Source organism: Pseudophaeobacter sp. C1-32P7, from assembly GCF_041008775.1.
GTDB lineage: Bacteria > Pseudomonadota > Alphaproteobacteria > Rhodobacterales > Rhodobacteraceae > Phycobacter > Phycobacter gallaeciensis_A.
In genome coordinates, this window is the sequence record NZ_JAXGFR010000010.1 from 18,053 (window position 1) to 34,546 (window position 16,494).

Here is a 16,494-nt window from a genome sequence, read left to right on the forward strand (position 1 = left end):
GTCGCAAAGGGATTGGGCTCCGGCGCGAGCATGCGGTTTATTGCAAAACACTTGAAAATCCTTGCAATTGCCGGGGACCTCCCCCATGTAGGTTGGGCAAAGCTTCTTCCTACGTTCTTCTGTTTCCTAACGGCCCCAGTTGTTCTTATGTCGACACTGGGCCGGGCTATCGCATGTTGCGGATGGCATTTTTTCAAGGAGACGACACGATGGCCAATGGCACCGTGAAATGGTTCAACTCTCAAAAAGGTTTTGGTTTTATCGCGCCCGAGCACGGATCGAAGGACATCTTTGTCCATATTTCCGCTCTGGAACGCTCTGGCATCCAGCAGTTGGACGATGGTCAAGCCGTGACCTTTGATGTCGAGGCCGGTCGCGACGGACGCGAGTCCGCCAGCAATCTTGCACTCGCCTAAACCTTTACAGGTTTCAAGCACTCAACGGGAGCATTCTGCAATGCTCTCGCTTCCCGCATCTTCAGTGATCATGTTCCAGATGCGGTTTTTCCCAAAGTACCGAAAGAATACACTTGATAGAACTCTCTTGGGGCACCCCCATGACCATTTTCCTGCCGTCCGAAGGGCGAACGCGTAAAATCTCCACAATCGAACAAGCCCATTTTTGGCTGCAGAAAGCATGGCCTGTTTCTGACAGAAACAGAGACGTCGCACTCGAGCAGATCGATGCGGCCATGGACTGTCTTGCTCCTGTCGGAGCTGCGCGCGCCGCTTTCCTTCTGGCAGTGGACACCGCTGGATTTCAGGCGGATGTTCCTGCGGCTGCTTAGGCAGCCACTGCTAGTTGGCGCCATGGCCGCGCAGCCGTTTCCATCCATCCCATAGCCCACCCGATAGAAAACGGATTGAATTTTTACGCAATACCGCCCTGCCGCACAATCGATCTCAACGGAGCAAGACCATGACCAAGCTTGATACTGAGGCGCTGAAACTCGTCGGTGTTCGCCGCAAGGAAACAGCGATGGAGAAAACCACCCGTGCAGCGCGTGAAATTCTGGATGACGAAAACGAAATGCGCCGAGCCAAGAATGAGCGCCTTAGACGATCCCGACTGCAATATGAACGCGGAGATAGGTAGGACAAATCCCTTCTGACAGCCGGACCGAGATATTGCCGTTTCTATGTCTCCAGACGGCAGGGGAGCTCCACCCGCAAGCCGAAATTGCCGAGAGAGCGGTTTTCTATCGCCAATGTTTCCTGCGGTATTTTGGGGGAGTGCGTGTCGTAAGTGCAGCCGTTATCGGCCCTCCAGAAGATAAGGCCATCAGCGTGCATGGCCGCAGTGTTGACCCGCAGGACGACTGGGCGGCCGTGCCGCGTGCCGACCTTCAACGCAGTGTCCTGATCGGGTGACAGGTGGACGTGCTGTCGGCGGCCAGGGATGAGGCCCGATGCAAAGATCGCATCAAGGTTAGCGCTTGCGGTACCGTGGAACAGTATGGTCGGGGGCTCGGAGGGAGCCAATTCCAGTTCGACCGGAATACTGTGACCTTGCGCCGCCCGGATGCGACGCCCGTCGCCGGACAGCGTGAAGCGCTGCTTGTCATTTTCCGCTACGATCTGACGGAGAGCGTCGCGCGTGACCCGATGTCCTGCCCTTTTCAAGGCGCGCAGCAGGTCATCCACCTGGATCCAGCCGCCCCTGCCAAGTGTCAGCCCGACCAGGTCCGGTTCATGCCGGAGGATGCGTGATAAAAGCTTGCTCTGTCTCGACATGGTCTTTGTGGTACCTCATCTCACTTCATTCCAAGATGGGGACGATTTCATCAATGCCCCTGTAAATATGTACGTTCTACAGAAAGGATCGCGGATCCGGGTGTGGGTTACTCGCCAACCGCCTTGTTCATGATCTCGATCAGGAAGTCGTAGGTTTCTTCGGTGACCTTCAATGCATCCAAAGTCAGGAGATCGAAGAAACGATACCACGCCAGGAAACCTGGATCTCTCCGCGCGGGCTTCGGATATGCGGCTCCTTTTCTGTGGATGAAGTGGGCGCAGAACTGTGTGCTCAATGACGAATTCCAACCGCCTCCATCGCTTCCCCCCGTGTCAGCATTCGGATCACATGCCTCAGGTTCAACTCAGCACCTCGCCCAGCAATGTCCAACGCCTCGACCACGGCCTCTACCGAAGTTTGCGTTAATCCACGCCTCCTGCCCTCGCGGTGGGCAAAATCGGTCAGCTCAGTAACAGGAATCGCTGGCAGGCGCATAACCTCCAGGCGGCTCAGCAATGGAGCAGGCAAAGTCGCCAATGTGTTGGAGGTCAGCACCCAGCTAATCCAGGACATGTCGAACCCCACCTGGTAAAAGGGGCACTGCCACGAGATCGCGGAAGATGGCTCCAAGAGGGACAACAACCCCTCGGTCAGGCCAAAGCTGGTCCCTTTGGTCGAGTTGGCAACCCCGGCCTTTTCAACTTCATCCACAACGACCACCGGGTTGGCAATCAGATGTTTCAGGATTGTCGTCAATGGGCGTCCCGGAAGTGCGCTAGCCCAGCCGCGCTGCGCCCCCACGATGCTAAACGACGCCTGCTCTGCCGTCGCCTCCACGCCACAGCGGGGCACACCAAGTGCAATGCTCAACTGCCGGGCCCACATACTTTTGCCGATCCCCGGAGGTCCGTCCAAGAGCAATGGTGGCAGCCGGAAGCCCGCGTCTCCAGTGCGGACCGAGCGCCGCATCGACTTCCAGAGAAAATCTGTCGCGGGGGCCATCCACGGCATGTTTGCGTGGATCCCGGCAGCGATTTCATCTGCCTGCTGCTCCGACCGGATCCGGATCAGCTCCGCACCGTTGCGCAAAACCTTCAGGGCCTTTAAGTCCTCGTGCTTGAGATGGGAGAGACCTGCGAGCGCAGCCCGCGTTTCCACCACCCTACCAGCCCGGCGATCTATCCGCCCCTCAACTTCGCGCCCGAGCTCAACAAGGGCCAAATCGCTTTCCCAACGCAGGAGATCACTCGGAGCATCCGGATCGGGCGGCACGATCCCGCGCTCTGGAGCGCGGCGTACTTTCAGGAACCGTTCCAGGCGCCACCGAATTGCTCGCTTGTCTGCATTGGCATCATAAAACTCCGCCTCGATGAATTTGATCTTAGACATCATTGGTCCTTTCCCGACGCACCGCGCCGTTTGGTTCCCGAATGCAAGGAAGTGCGTTCAGGAAGTTTGGGGAAGAACCTGGCCAGGTATTGAGTTCAGTCCTGCTCAATACGGTCGCCTCGGTCAACAGGTGCCTTTGTTGCTCAAGGAAGTAGGGCCTCCTTCAGCAGGCAAATCGAGGACCTCACCTAAGCCATTGTTTACAAACAAAACCACCGACTGCAGCGCAGCCGGTGGCAATTTATCTCGTGCGGGAATGGCAAAAAACCCCCATCAATGGCAGTTTATTAGTGGTCCCGACAGATGGGTCACCCCGCGTTCAGCCGCATTTGGAATGGCCACAACTGCGGCAGGTCATGCAGCCTTCGACCATCTGCATTTCAAACTGGCCGCAGCTTGGGCAGGCCTTGCCGCGCGGGGTGTTCAGGGTGACGACTTCCGCCTTAGGATCCGACTTCAGCCCCATACCCTCCCCTTCGAGGAACCCGGTTGCTACCATGTGGGTTTCGATCACGCCGCCGATGGCCGCCAGGATCGAGGGGATATATTTGCCCTGCACCCAGGCCCCCCCACGTGGGTCAAAGACGGCTTTCAGTTCCTCCACCACGAAGGATACGTTGCCACCACGGCGGAATACGGCCGAGATCATCCGCGTCAGCGCCAGCGTCCAGGCGTAATGCTCCATGTTCTTGGAGTTGATGAAGACCTCGAACGGGCGGCGGTGGCCGCCAATGATGATGTCGTTGATGGTCAGGTAAATCGCGTGCTCGCTGTCGGGCCATTTCAGCTTGTAGGTATGGCCTTCCAGGCTTTGCGGACGGTCCAGCGGTTCGGACATATAGACCACTTCTGCGCCGTTCTCCGTGTCGCTTTCGTGCGGTGCATCCGCAGTTTCACCCGGCGCGGTATCGGCGCTTTCGCTGACTGACAGGACAGATCCGGTGACATCATTGGGGCGGTAGGTGGTGCAGCCCTTGCAGCCCTGATCCCAGGCCTGCATGTAGACATCCTTGAAGTCATCGAATGAGATGTCTTCCGGGCAGTTGATGGTCTTGGAAATGGAACTGTCGATCCACTTCTGCGCCGCTGCCTGCATCTTGACGTGATCCGCAGGCGCCAGGGTCTGGGCGTTGACGAAATAGTCGGGCAGTTCCGCATCGGCGCCGAACTTGTCGCGGTACATCTTGACAGCGTAGTCCACCACTTCCTCTTCGGTGCGCGAGCCGTCCTTTTGCAGCACCTTGCGGGTATAGGCATAGGCAAAGACCGGCTCGATCCCCGAGGAAACATTGCCCGCATAAAGGCTGATGGTGCCGGTGGGCGCGATCGAGGTCAGCAGCGCGTTGCGGATGCCATGTTCGCGGATCGCGTCGCGCACGTCCTCGTCCATGTTCATCATGTTGCCCGACGCCAGATATTTCTCTGCATCGAACAGCGGGAAGGCGCCTTTTTCCTTGGCCAGATCCACCGAGGCCAGATAGGCGGCGCGGGCGATCTGGTGCAGCCACTCGTCGGTCTGACGCGCCGCCTCGTCCGAGCCATAGCGCAGGCCCAGCATCAGCAGCGCATCGGCCAGCCCGGTGACACCAAGGCCGATCCGGCGCTTGTTCTGGGCTTCGGCCGCCTGCGCCTCCAGCGGGAATTTGGAGACGTCGACGACGTTGTCCATCATCCGCACCGCGGTGGCGACCAGCTCCTGCATCGCATCAAGATTCAGCTCGGCATTGGCTTCAAACGGGTTCGACACCAGCCGCGCCATGTTGACGGAGCCCAGAAGGCAGGCCCCATAGGGCGGCAGGGGCTGCTCGCCGCAGGGGTTGGTGGCGCAGATTTCCTCGACGTAGGAGAGGTTGTTGGCCTTGTTGATCCGGTCGATAAAGATCACGCCCGGTTCGGCATAGTCATAGGTCGCCTGCATAATCTTATTCCACAGATCACGTGCCTCGACCGTGTGATAGACCTTGTCGCCAAAGACCAGATCCCAGGAGCCGTCTGCCTTGACCGCATCCATGAAGTCATCGGTGACCAGCACGGACATGTTGAACATACGCAGCCGCGCCGGGTCGGATTTGGCGGTGATGAACTGTTCGATATCCGGGTGATCGCAGCGCATGGTCGCCATCATGGCGCCGCGGCGGCTGCCTGCGGACATGATGGTGCGGCACATGGCGTCCCAGACATCCATAAAGGACAGGGGGCCGGATGCATCTGCCGCCACGCCTTTTACGTCGGCGCCGCGCGGGCGGATGGTCGAGAAATCATAGCCGATGCCACCGCCCTGCTGCATGGTCAGGGCTGCCTCTTTCAGCATGTCGAAGATACCCGCCATGCTGTCGGGCACGGTGCCCATGACAAAACAGTTGAACAGGGTCACCTGACGCGCAGTCCCCGCCCCTGCGGTGATGCGGCCTGCGGGCAGATATTTGAAATCTTCCAGCGCCTCGAAGAACTTTTCCTCCCAGACATCGGGCTTGTCCTCGGCCCGTGCCAGATCGCGTGCAATCCGGCGCCAGCTGTCTTCGACAGTGACGTCAATCGGGGTCCCATCCGCCTGTTTAAAGCGGTATTTCATGTCCCAGATCTGCTCGGCAATGGGGGCGGCAAAGCGGCTCATACAGCGAATCCCTCGTGGCTGGTCGTTACGGCGTGGCGCTCTCGATACTACACGGTTTAGAGAAGCCTCAACGCAAATTTACGATTTCGACATAGATTTTTACCCTTGACCCTACCACATATTGACGCCTACCCCCAAACGAAACACTAGATGCTGTTGCCTGCGGGGAGAAACCTGTGGGCAGCCTGTGGATAACTGTGGGAGAGTTTTCGAACGCCTCGCCCGGACCTGCACACGACAGCAGCGCAGGTGTCTCCCACGCAAAAGCGATTTGCAGTCGCTTGCCGAGCGCGGCAAAAGGCCTAGGATAACGAACCTGGTCACTATGACTGGGCACTTGGGGGACGACCTTGGAAAAACACATCAATCTGGTCAAACTCTCGGTCGGAACCGAAAGTGTGGAAACCCTTCAGGCCTGGCAGGAGCAGTACCGCCAGACGCTGCCCGAAGGCCTGCCCCGCCACGTGACCCGCATGTGGCCGAAACGCGAGGCAGAGCTGCTGAATGGCGGCTCGATCTTCTGGGTGATCAAGGGGCTGATCCAATGCCGCCAGCGCATTCTGCGGCTGGACGAGGTCACCGGCGAGGACGGTATCCGCCGCTGCGCTATCGTGCTGGACCGCGACCTGCATCGCACCAACACCGCGCCCAAACGTCCGTTTCAGGGCTGGCGCTATCTGAAGCCCGAGGACAGCCCCGCAGACCTGCCAGAGGGGCGCGAAGAGGAACAGCCCCTGCCCGCTGAACTGTCGCAGGCACTGGCGGAGATCGGCGTCCTGTAACGCGCCCTGCCGCGGAACCCGGCCCCCGCAAATGCGGGAGCCGCAGGCCGACGTGAGAGTTTATCCAATCATGTCCAACAGAGTATTCAGCGCGACCTTTTCATCGGCGCTGTATTTTGCCTCGCGGCTGCGCCACAGGGTGGCCTGGGACTTCAGCACCAAACCGTCGCTCAGCAGCTTCAGGTGGTTGGCCCTGAGGGTTTCTCCGGTCGAGGTGATATCGGCGACCATTTCAGCGGTCTCGTTCTTCACCGTGCCTTCGGTGGCACCCTGGCTGTCGACCAGCTGGTAATCGGCTACACCGGCCTCGGTCAGGAATTCACGCACCAGCCGGTGGTATTTCGTGGCGATCCGCAGCCGGTGTCCATGGGTCTGGCGAAACGCCGCCGCAACCGCGTCCAGATCATCAAGCGTATCCACGTCGATCCAGAACTGCGGCACCGCCAGCACCAGATCGGCAAACCCGAACCCCAGCGGCTCCAGCTCTTCGACCTGCTGTTCCCAGCGGGGCAGTTTTTCCTGCACCAGATCGGTGCCCGTCACCCCAAGGTGAATCCGCCCCGCCGCCAGTTCGCGCGGGATCTCTCCGGCGGACAGCAGCACCAGTTCCATCCCCGGCACGCCTTCGATGGCCCCGGCATATTCACGCTCTGACCCGGTGCGCGACAGGGTCACGCCGCGTTTCGCAAACCAGTCAAAGGTCTTTTCCATCAGCCGCCCCTTGGACGGCACGCCAAGCTTCAGGCTCATGACTGCGCCTCCTCGAGCATCAGCATCAGATCAGGGCGCAATACCCCGCCAACCGCCGGGATTTCATCGCCCTGCCCCAACTGCCGGGTCAGCGCATCGTAGCGTCCGCCACTGGCCACCGGCGGCAGTCCGGGCTGGGTTTCGGCATAAAAGCCAAAGACGAAGCCGTCGTAATATTCCATCGAGGTGCGCCCGTAGGAGGCTTCGAAATCGAGACTGTCGACATCGATGCCACGCGCCTTCATCGCGGCGCTGCGCGCCTCCAGCCGGTCCAGCGCGGGCAGGATCTGTGGCAGATCCACCGCGATATCGCGCATCTGCTCGATGGCATAGGGGATGGTTTCGCGCACGGCCATCAGCGCTTCCAACGCCAACAGCTCATGCTCGGAAATCGGCGGCATGGCGGCATCGGCGCGCAGCAGCTCAACCCGTGCGTCAACCTCGGCGGCGCGGCGTTTGCCAATCGCGGGGGCGGATCCGCTCAGGGGACCTTCGGTGGACAAGAGCTTCTTACGGCTTTCCGGCACGGTGCCCCGCCCGGCATAGCGTTCCAGCAGACTGCGGAACCGGCGCGGCCGCCAGATATGCCGCATCAGCGCGGATTTACGCTTGTCGGTGGTGTTGAGCCCCTCTACCGCAGCCATCAGGATGCCGATATCGCCAGTCGCGGCGCGCAGCGGCAGGCCGCGGAGCTGCAGGGCGATCAGGGCAAAAACCTCAGCATCGGCCCCGGCGGGATCGGCGCGGTCAAAGACCTCATAGCCGACCTGCACATATTCATTGGCGCGGTCCGGGTCATGTTCCTGACGGCGAAACACCTCGCCCGAGTAGGTATAGCGGGCCGGATCGGCGCCTTGGCGCATATGCATCTGCACGACGGGCACGGTGAAATCGGGGCGCAGCATCTGTTCGCCGCGCAGCGCATCCGAGGTGATATAGGCGCGGGCGCGGATGTCCTCGCCGTAAAGATCCAGCAGCGTTTCAGCAGGCTGCAACAGCGGCGGCTCGACTGCCTGGGCACCGGCCGCCTCGAAATTCATCCGCAACCGTGCGGCGCGGGCCAATATTTCTGAACGTGTGGGCATCGGACTATCCCTGACTTTCGAGGATCTCGCGCACCTTCGCGACAAGATCCGTGCGCGGCACTTCGAACTGGCTGGGCCGTTCTTTCCATTCTTCCAGCGTGGCGTTTTCGGCAATCTTTGCCCCAAGGATCAGGTCCTTGATCTGCACCACACCGTTTTCCTTTTCGTCGCCGCCTTCGATCACGGCGACGGGGGAATGGCGTTTGTCCGCGTATTTCAGCTGGTTGCCGAAATTCTTGGGATTGCCCAGATAGACCTCGGCCCGGATGCCTGCGTTGCGCAGTTCGGTTACCATCGCCTGATAATCGGCCATGCGGTCGCGGTCCATCACGGTGACCACCACGGGCCCGGTCGGCTGGGTGGCAAGACGTCCCTTTTCGCGCAGCGCTGCCAGCAGACGGTCGACACCGATGGAGACCCCAACGGCCGGCACTTCCTGCCCGGTGAACCGTTTCACCAGCCCGTCATAACGACCGCCGCCCGCAACCGAGCCGAACTGTCGTTTACGGCCCTTTTCATCTAGGATTTCAAAGGTCAGCTCGGCCTCGAACACCGGACCGGTGTAATAACCAAGCCCCCGCACAACAGAGGGGTCAATTTCGATCCGGTCGGGGCCATAGCCACCCGCCGCCAGCAACGCGCCAATCTGCTCCAGCTCGGCAATGCCTTCGGCGCCGATCTTGCTGTCGCCCACGGCAGCGCGCAGGTTTTCCAGCGTTCCAGCGGTGTCGGCAGCCTTGGAGGTCAGGAAGGCCAGAACCGGCGCAGCCTGTTCTTCGCTAAGGCCAACACCGTCGATATAGGCACCGGAGGCATCAAGCCGTCCCTTGGTCAGCAGCTGGCGCACGCCCTCTTCGCCGACCTTGTCAAACTTGTCGATGGTACGCAGCACGTCATCGCGGGAGGCAGCGTCTTCCTCAAGTCCCATGGCCTCAAGCACACCGTTCAGAACCTTGCGGTTGTTGACTCGCACCAGATAGTCGCCACGCGGAATGCCGACGGTTTCCAGCGTGTCAGACAGCATGGCGCAGATTTCAGCGTCCGCCGCCATCGAAGCGGTACCAACGGTATCGGCATCGCATTGGTAGAACTGGCGATAGCGGCCCGGTCCCGGTTTTTCGTTGCGCCAGACCGGCCCCATCGCGTAGCGGCGATAGGGGGTGGGCAGATCGTTGCGGTGCTGGGCATAAACCCGCGCCAGCGGCGCCGTCAGATCATAGCGCAGCGCCATCCAGTCGCCCTGGCCGCTCTCGTCGGTTTCCTGCCAGGCAAAGACACCCTCGTTCGGGCGGTCCACATCCGGCAGGAACTTGCCCAGCGCCTCCACCGTTTCCACGGCCGAGGATTCCAGCGCATCAAACCCGTATCGATGGTAAACCCCGGCGATCGCATGCAGCATCTCGGTGCGCTGGGTGACCTCGGCGCCGAAATAATCGCGGAAACCCTTGGGCGTGATGGCCTTGGGGCGGGGTTGTTTCTTGACTTTGGCCATTGTGGCCTCCTCACGGGTGTCGTTGGTCTGATACGTGCCGCGGGGTCTAGCCGATGCATGTAACAACGGCAAGGTAACGATACGCGCTGAGGTGACGTCGCGGCCTTTGCGCCTCAGCTGCGATTGAGTACGACAGCCTGTCAGATATTGGCAAAGTCTCCGCCACGCCCCTTGCCTGCGGCAAAGCGCGCCGCGCCGTCGCGCCCTTCGGCCACGAAACTTGCGCGCGATTGCCATTCGCGTTTCAGTGCCGCCGCCAGTTCCGCTGGCGCCATGCGGGCGGAGAGATGATCGGCCAACATGCAGGCCTGCGGATAGCGCACCAGATCAGCCGCCAGCGCCTGAGCCTCCTCCAACGCGGCCCCTGGGGCGCAGACCCGACTTGTCAGCCCCATCGACAGGGCTTCCGATGCCTGCACCGGGCGTCCGGTCAGGATCAGATCATTTGCGCGCCCCTGCCCCAGAATGCGCGGCAGGCGCACCGTGCCGCCATCGATCAGCGGCACCCCCCAGCGGCGGCAGAATACACCTGCGGTCGCGTCGTCAGCCATCACGCGCAGATCGCACCAGGCGGCAAGTTCCAGCCCCCCGGCGACGGCAGGGCCTTCGATGGCGGCGATCACCGGTTTGCGCAGCATCAGCCGCGAGGGCCCCATCGGTCCGGGCAGCGGATCGGCCATGGGATCAGACCACCCTTCAGGAATATCCAGCCCGGCGATCCAGGCATCCGCAGCGCCCGATCCTGCGGATTTCAGGTCAAAGCCCGCACAGAAATAGCCGCCCTGCCCGGTCAGCACAGCAACCCGAGCGCCCGGATCTGCGTCAAACGCCAGAAACGCCTCGAACAGCGCGCGGGCCGTATCCGGATCCACCGCATTGCGCACCTCGAGGCGGCAGATGGAGATGGTGGTGACCCCATCCTGTGTTTCACTGCTGATTGTCATGGCATCTCCTCCCGCCGATCCTGTGCCTGTCTGCCGTCTCCCGTCGGCCTACCGCGGTAGCAGGTTGGCGTTTCCCCCATGGACCGGCAAGCCCGGCGCGCGTATGACGTTGCGCAGCCAAGGAGACACATCATGCAGCACCTGGAAGAACAGATCGCGCATCTTACCCGCACCGTTGACGAGCTGAGCGATGTGATTGCCCGTCAGCAAACCGAACTGGACCGCCTGACCCACCGGGTTCAGATGCTGTTCGAGCGCGAGGCAACCCGGTCTCAGGAAGGCACCGGCGGGGTGATTTTCGGAGATGAACGGCCGCCGCATTACTGAGCGGGTCTAGGATTGCAGGCAAGGCTTGAAAGCCCCTTCCTCGGCCACGGTCCCCCGTTTCCGCCCCGCCGCTGCGGCGTTTCAGGCACGCGGCGCTAGCCTGCCTTGGAGAACCGGTCCTGCTCCGGATCAGAACTGGAGCGCATGCGCCGCAGCGATGACCACTTTGTTTCCAGCATCCAAGCCACGTCTTCCCCCGACATGGGGCGGGCGAAATGATACCCTTGCCCCATTTCGCATTTCACCGACTGCAAGAAGTCGAAATCCGCATCGGTTTCCACTCCTTCCGCCGTCACCTCCAGATCCAGCCCATGCGCCAGGGCCAGGATCCCCGATACGATTCGCTGGTTTTCGGGCCGATCCTTGATGTCGGAAATGAAGCTGCCATCGATCTTGATACTGTCGAACGGCAATTGCCGCAAGTTGGACAGCGACGAGAAACCCGCCCCGAAATCATCCAGCGCCACTGTGACGCCCAGTGCATGCAGCTGTCTTAGGGTGGATTGCGCCATGGCAAAATCCGACATGATTGCGGTTTCCGTCAGTTCGATTTCCAACCGGCGGGGATCAAAGCCCGTTTCCTCGAACACCTCTTTCATCCGCTCGACCAGATGACCGTCGCGGAACTGGGTCGGCGACACATTCACCGCCAGCCGCACCCGCGGATCCCAGCTGCGCGCCACAAGGCAGGCCTGGCGCAGGACGCTCCAGCCCAGCGGGGCAATCAGCCCGACATCCTCGGCGATTTCAATGAACAGATCAGGCGGCACCACGCCGCGGGTGGCGTGGGTCCAGCGCGCAAGCACCTCAAAGCCGCGCAGCCTGTCGGTGGCAATGTCAAAGACGGGCTGAAAGAAGGGTGCGATTTCGTCATTCGCTACGGCCTCTTTCAGATCCAGCTCCAATGCGCGCCGCTCCCGCGCCTCCTGTTCCAACTCTGCGTCGAACCAGGCAAATTGCCCACGGCCGCCTTTCTTGGCCGAATAGAGCGCCTGATCTGCGTATTGCAGGGCGTCTGACGCCTTATGCCGGGGTGTCAGCAAGGCCAGTCCGACACTGGTGCCGACGGACAGCCGGATACCATCCACCAGAATCGGCTGTGAAATCGCAGTCAGCAAACGTCGGGCGACGCTTTCAGCGCGCGTCGCGGTGGTCTCCGGATCCAGCGCGATTGCAAATTCATCTCCGCCCAGACGCGCAACAAGATCATCCGCAGTGAGTTCTGCCCTCAGCCGCGCTGCACACTCCATCAGGACCAGATCGCCATAGGCATGTCCGTGGATGTCATTGACCGCCTTGAACCGATCAAGATCCAGCATCAGCACAACCCCGCCCGATGCCCCGTCTGCGCTGTCGAGCGCAGCCAGGTGATCGACGAACGCACGCCGGTTCGGCAGGCCCGTCAGGGGATCATGCCACGCGAACTGCTGCGCCTCTTTCTCGGCCCGGTCCCGTTCCCCTGCAACGCGGGCCAACTGGCGGGACCTTACGATCAGCGCAACAAACGACCCGAAGGCCAGGTTGAGCACCAGAATGGCGATCTCGTCCAGCTCCCAGTCCTCATGCGCGCGACTGTACTCGTAGAAGGTATCGAATGCATCGATTTCAACGCTGATCACAAAGGTTACCATCGTCCCTGCACAGATCAGCAGGTAGACCCAGTAGTCTTTCAATCTGGCGAAAAACGATGACACGAAGCAGCCCTAGTGCAAAAGGTTTCCCTTTGACTATGCCAGTTATCCTAAAAACACGTTCAGCAAGAAGAAGACGTTTATCTAAAGCTTTAACGGTTCACTCCCCACATCCCGGCGCGGTGGTTTCCCGCCGGGTCTGGGGTTAGATTTCCTCGACGTCCAAAACACCTTCCAGCGACTTCAGCGCGCCCTTGATCTGCGGGTTGATCGGAAAGATCTGCCCTAGATCCATTTCCACATCGCCCGGAAGACCGGGATCCTGCAGATACATCAGCACCTCGCCCCGGCTGGCGTTGCGGGCGGCGGATTTTGCATCCTCCAGCACGCGGGCCACAGTGCCGATGGCGCTGGCATCACTGACATAGACCCTGAGCGAGCTTTTTCCGGCATCGGCAATGGCCGCATCCACTGGCCCGACCGAGCGCACCAACAGTTTCAGCTGGTCGCTTTCCATGGTCGCCTCGGCGGTGATCACCACCTTGGCACCGGTCTCAAGGAACTCGCGCGATTTTTCCAGAACTTCGGAGAACAGGGTCACCTCATAGGCGCCGCTCGTATCGCTGAGCTGGGCAAAGGCAAACCGGTTGCCGCGCGCCGATTTGCGCTCCTGCCGCCCGGCGACAACCCCGGCCATCTTGGCCATGAAGGGACCGCGCTCGGCCTTGGCGGTGACCTCATCTAGGGTCATCACGTCCTTGCGTTTCAGGGCGGGCATATAGTCGTCCAGCGGGTGACCGGACAGGTAGAAACCGATCGCCTTGAACTCCTCGCCCAGACGTTCGGCAGGCAGCCAGTCCGGGGTACCAGCAAGGCGCGGCTCGGGCAGGTCATCCCCCGCCTCGCCGAATAGCGAGACCTGATTTGAATTCTTCTGTTCGTGGATCGCGGCAGAATAATTGACCAGCCCCTCAAGGCTTTCGAACAGGCGGCGGCGGTTGCTGTCGAGCTGATCAAAGGCTCCGGCCCGCACCAGCATTTCCAGCGGGCGCTTGCCGACCTTCTTCAGATTCACCCGGCGGGCAAAGTCGAAAATACTGACAAAGGGCCGTTCCGTGCCATCCTCGCGCCGCGCCGCTGTCACCAGCCGCATGACATCGACGCCGACGTTCTTGAGCGCGCCCAGCGCATAGACCAGTTCGCCGTTCACCACGTTGAAGGTCGCCTCGGAGCGGTTCACGCAGGGCGGCACGTAGGGCAGGCTTAGACCTTTTCGGACCTCTTCGAAATAGATCGCCAGCTTATCCGTGAGGTGAATATCGCAGTTCATGACCCCGGCCATGAACTCCACCGGGTGGTTCGCCTTTAACCAGGCCGTCTGGTAGGAAACCACCGCATAGGCCGCCGCGTGCGATTTGTTGAAGCCGTAGTTGGCGAATTTCTCCAGAAGGTCGAAAACCTCCGAGGCTTTCTTCTTGTCGACGCCATTCTCCGCCGCACCCTTTTCGAATTTCGGGCGCTCGGCGTCCATCGCCGCCTTGATCTTCTTACCCATCGCGCGGCGCAACAGGTCCGCGCCGCCAAGCGAATAGCCCGCCATGACCTGGGCGATCTGCATCACCTGTTCCTGATAGACGATGATGCCTTGGGTTTCCTCAAGGATATGGTCGATCAGCGGATGTACCGAGGTGATCTTGCGCTGGCCGTTCTTCACCTCGCAATAGGTTGGAATATTCTCCATCGGACCGGGACGATAGAGCGCCACCAGCGCAACGATATCCTCGATGCAGTTCGGCTTCATGCGCTTCAGCGCATCCATCATGCCGGTGGATTCCACCTGGAACACGGCAACCGTCTTGGCCGAGGAATAAAGCTTATAAGAGGCCTCGTCATCCAGCGGGATGGCGTTGATCTCGTTCACCGCGCCTTCGGGCGGCTCATAAAGCTGGGTGCCATCGGCAGCGATGTGCAGATCGCGCCCGGACTGGTTGATAAGATCCACCGCGTTTTGAATGACGGTCAGCGTCTTCAGGCCCAGAAAGTCGAATTTCACCAGACCGGCCTGCTCCACCCATTTCATATTGAACTGGGTCGCAGGCATGTCCGACCGCGGATCCTGATAAAGCGGCACCAGCGCATCCAGTGGCCGGTCGCCAATCACCACCCCCGCCGCGTGGGTCGAGGCATTCCTGAGCAGACCTTCGACCTGTTGACCGTATGTCAGAAGCCGGTCCACCACAGGCTCATTGCGGGCTTCTTCCTTCAAGCGAGGTTCGTCCTGCAAGGCCTTTTCGATGGAGACAGGTTTCACCCCTTCCACCGGGATCATCTTTGACAGGCGGTCCACCTGACCATAGGGCATCTGCAAGACGCGTCCGATATCGCGCACCGCCGCCTTGGATAGCAATGCACCGAAGGTGATGATCTGGCCTACTTTGTCGCGGCCATATTTTTGCTGCACGTAGCGGATCGTCTCTTCACGCCGGTCCATACAAAAGTCGATGTCGAAGTCGGGCATCGACACCCGTTCCGGGTTGAGGAAGCGTTCGAACAGCAGGCTGTAGCGCAGCGGGTCAAGGTCGGTGATGGTCAGCGCATAGGCCACCAACGAGCCCGCACCCGAGCCACGGCCAGGCCCGACAGGGATATTGTTGTCCTTGGACCATTTGATGAAGTCCGCAACGATCAGGAAGTAGCCGGGGAAGCCCATGCCCTCGATGATGTCCAACTCGAAATCGAGCCGTTTCTGGTATTCTTCCACGCTGACCGCATGCGGGATCACCGCAAGCCGGTTCTGCAGGCCCTCGTTCGCTTGTCGCCTGAGTTCCTGCACCTCGTCATCGGCAAATTTCGGTAGGATCGGGTCGCGCCGATAGGCCATGAAAGCGCAACGTTTGGCGATTTCCACCGTGTTCTCGACCGCCTCGGGCAGATCGGCAAACAGCGTGACCATCTCCTGCTGGCTTTTGAAATAATGCTGTGCGGTCAGGCGGCGGCGCGGCTCGGACTGGTCCACATAGGCGCCTTCCGCGATGCAGATCATGGCATCATGCGCCTCATACATCTCGGTCTTGGGGAAATAGACGTCATTGGTGGCGACCAGCGGCAGTTCCATCGCATAGGCCATTTCCACATGGCCGCGTTCGGTCAGCTTTTCCGCATCGGGCTGCCCGTCCTCGCCCGGATGGCGCTGCAATTCTACATACAGCCGATCCGGGTAGATCGCCTTCAACCGCTGCATCAGCGCCTCGGCTGCCGGGCGCTGTCCCTGCTGCAAAAGCTGTCCCACCGGCCCGTCCGGCCCGCCGGACAGACAGATCAGACCCGCCGAATTGACCTCCAGATCCTCCAGCGTGACCTGCGGCAGCTGCCCGCCCTTGTCCACGTAAAGACAGGAGGACAGCTTCATCAGATGCTCGTACCCCTCCTCGTTCTGGGCCAGCAAAACGATGGGGGCCGGCGCCTTGGGGCGCTCTCCCGGTTCGGTCTTCTCGAAAGTCAGATCCACCTGACAGCCGATGATGGGCTGGATCCCGGCGCCGGACAGGGTGACCGAGAATTCCAACGCGGAAAACATCGCATTGGTATCCGTCACCGCAATGGCAGGCATATCGTTTGCCTTGCACAGATCCGGCAGCTTCTTCAGCCGCAGCGCCCCCTCCAGCAAAGAGTATTCGGTGTGGGTGCGCAGGTGAATGAATCGGGGAGCGTTGGTCATGGCTGCAAGCTATCCGATCCCACGCGCA

15 protein-coding genes are annotated in these 16,494 nt (G+C 60.7%); 5 read left to right on the forward strand and 10 right to left on the reverse strand.

The features are described from left to right. Positions 1-209 precede the first annotated feature (209 nt). The 3 genes from SM763_RS14890 (at position 210) to SM763_RS14900 (ending at position 1,095) form a co-directional block, all read left to right on the forward strand. A complete protein-coding gene (locus SM763_RS14890) occupies positions 210-416 on the forward strand; it encodes a cold-shock protein (RefSeq protein WP_274831098.1) in 207 nt (68 codons plus the stop codon). A gap of 140 nt (positions 417-556) precedes the next feature. Beyond that, positions 557-787, forward strand: coding sequence for a DUF982 domain-containing protein (locus SM763_RS14895; RefSeq protein ID WP_116560341.1), 231 nt, complete (start codon positions 557-559; stop codon positions 785-787). A gap of 131 nt (positions 788-918) precedes the next feature. After that, entirely contained in the window at positions 919-1,095 is a 177-nt protein-coding gene (locus SM763_RS14900) for a hypothetical protein (protein WP_274831099.1), read from the forward strand. 41 nt (positions 1,096-1,136) lie between these two features. On the opposite strand, the gene SM763_RS14905 is transcribed toward SM763_RS14900, so the two are convergent. The 4 genes from SM763_RS14905 to SM763_RS14920 form a co-directional block, all read right to left on the reverse strand. Then, complete coding sequence (locus SM763_RS14905; protein ID WP_368999009.1) at positions 1,137-1,733, reverse strand: RNA 2'-phosphotransferase; 597 nt, start codon at positions 1,731-1,733, stop codon at positions 1,137-1,139. Positions 1,734-1,840: 107 nt separating this feature from the next. Continuing rightward, positions 1,841-2,029, reverse strand: coding sequence for a hypothetical protein (locus SM763_RS14910; protein ID WP_368999010.1), 189 nt, complete (start codon positions 2,027-2,029; stop codon positions 1,841-1,843). Next, positions 2,026-3,123, reverse strand: coding sequence for an AAA family ATPase (locus tag SM763_RS14915; protein ID WP_368999011.1), 1,098 nt, complete (start codon positions 3,121-3,123; stop codon positions 2,026-2,028). Before SM763_RS14915 ends, SM763_RS14910 begins: the two co-directional genes overlap by 4 nt. Before the next feature lie 319 nt (positions 3,124-3,442). Continuing rightward, positions 3,443-5,737, reverse strand: coding sequence for an adenosylcobalamin-dependent ribonucleoside-diphosphate reductase (locus tag SM763_RS14920; protein ID WP_368999012.1), 2,295 nt, complete (start codon positions 5,735-5,737; stop codon positions 3,443-3,445). Between the two features lie 350 nt (positions 5,738-6,087). On the opposite strand from SM763_RS14920, the gene SM763_RS14925 reads away from it, so the two are divergent. Then, a complete protein-coding gene (locus SM763_RS14925) occupies positions 6,088-6,519 on the forward strand; it encodes a DUF1489 family protein (RefSeq protein WP_065271080.1) in 432 nt (143 codons plus the stop codon). 60 nt (positions 6,520-6,579) lie between these two features. Here SM763_RS14925 and hisG read toward each other — a convergent pair whose 3' ends face one another. The 4 genes from hisG to SM763_RS14945 form a co-directional block, all read right to left on the reverse strand. Continuing rightward, positions 6,580-7,269 carry an ATP phosphoribosyltransferase gene (gene hisG, locus SM763_RS14930; protein ID WP_274830833.1) on the reverse strand — a complete coding sequence of 230 codons (690 nt, stop codon included), beginning with the start codon at positions 7,267-7,269 and terminating at the stop codon, positions 6,580-6,582. Beyond that, positions 7,266-8,354, reverse strand: a complete 1,089-nt coding sequence (locus SM763_RS14935) for an ATP phosphoribosyltransferase regulatory subunit (protein ID WP_368999013.1) — start codon at positions 8,352-8,354, stop codon at positions 7,266-7,268. Before SM763_RS14935 ends, hisG begins: the two co-directional genes overlap by 4 nt. A 4-nt stretch (positions 8,355-8,358) precedes the next feature. Further along, the gene (gene hisS, locus SM763_RS14940; RefSeq protein ID WP_368999014.1) at positions 8,359-9,846 is read right to left on the reverse strand and encodes a histidine--tRNA ligase; all 1,488 of its coding nucleotides are present in this window, start codon (positions 9,844-9,846) and stop codon (positions 8,359-8,361) included. A gap of 140 nt (positions 9,847-9,986) precedes the next feature. Further along, on the reverse strand, positions 9,987-10,790 hold the full coding sequence (locus SM763_RS14945) for a crotonase/enoyl-CoA hydratase family protein (RefSeq protein ID WP_368999015.1): 804 nt from the start codon (positions 10,788-10,790) through the stop codon (positions 9,987-9,989). 132 nt (positions 10,791-10,922) lie between these two features. Here SM763_RS14945 and SM763_RS14950 point away from each other — a divergent pair, with 132 nt between their 5' ends. After that, positions 10,923-11,117 carry a SlyX family protein gene (locus SM763_RS14950; RefSeq protein WP_065271085.1) on the forward strand — a complete coding sequence of 65 codons (195 nt, stop codon included), beginning with the start codon at positions 10,923-10,925 and terminating at the stop codon, positions 11,115-11,117. Between the two features lie 95 nt (positions 11,118-11,212). Here SM763_RS14950 and SM763_RS14955 read toward each other — a convergent pair whose 3' ends face one another. Together SM763_RS14955 and dnaE are read right to left on the reverse strand one after the other, a co-directional pair. Then, positions 11,213-12,811 (reverse strand): putative bifunctional diguanylate cyclase/phosphodiesterase, encoded by a 1,599-nt coding sequence (locus SM763_RS14955; protein WP_368999016.1) that lies wholly within the window; start codon positions 12,809-12,811, stop codon positions 11,213-11,215. A 142-nt stretch (positions 12,812-12,953) separates the two neighbouring features. Then, positions 12,954-16,466: a DNA polymerase III subunit alpha gene (gene dnaE / locus SM763_RS14960; RefSeq protein ID WP_368999017.1), complete on the reverse strand. Its 3,513-nt coding sequence runs from the start codon at positions 16,464-16,466 to the stop codon at positions 12,954-12,956. Positions 16,467-16,494: the final 28 nt, after the last annotated feature.

Coding starts and splice junctions, on each gene's coding strand:
- SM763_RS14905 (WP_368999009.1), bottom strand. CDS start 1,733: ATGTCGAGACAGAGCAAGCTTTTATCACGCATCCTCCGGCATGAACCG.
- SM763_RS14950 (WP_065271085.1), top strand. CDS start 10,923: ATGCAGCACCTGGAAGAACAGATCGCGCATCTTACCCGCACCGTTGAC.
- hisG (WP_274830833.1), bottom strand. CDS start 7,269: ATGAGCCTGAAGCTTGGCGTGCCGTCCAAGGGGCGGCTGATGGAAAAG.
- hisS (WP_368999014.1), bottom strand. CDS start 9,846: ATGGCCAAAGTCAAGAAACAACCCCGCCCCAAGGCCATCACGCCCAAG.
- SM763_RS14935 (WP_368999013.1), bottom strand. CDS start 8,354: ATGCCCACACGTTCAGAAATATTGGCCCGCGCCGCACGGTTGCGGATG.
- SM763_RS14895 (WP_116560341.1), top strand. CDS start 557: ATGACCATTTTCCTGCCGTCCGAAGGGCGAACGCGTAAAATCTCCACA.
- SM763_RS14945 (WP_368999015.1), bottom strand. CDS start 10,790: ATGACAATCAGCAGTGAAACACAGGATGGGGTCACCACCATCTCCATC.
- SM763_RS14890 (WP_274831098.1), top strand. CDS start 210: ATGGCCAATGGCACCGTGAAATGGTTCAACTCTCAAAAAGGTTTTGGT.
- SM763_RS14915 (WP_368999011.1), bottom strand. CDS start 3,123: ATGTCTAAGATCAAATTCATCGAGGCGGAGTTTTATGATGCCAATGCA.
- SM763_RS14920 (WP_368999012.1), bottom strand. CDS start 5,737: ATGAGCCGCTTTGCCGCCCCCATTGCCGAGCAGATCTGGGACATGAAA.
- dnaE (WP_368999017.1), bottom strand. CDS start 16,466: ATGACCAACGCTCCCCGATTCATTCACCTGCGCACCCACACCGAATAC.
- SM763_RS14900 (WP_274831099.1), top strand. CDS start 919: ATGACCAAGCTTGATACTGAGGCGCTGAAACTCGTCGGTGTTCGCCGC.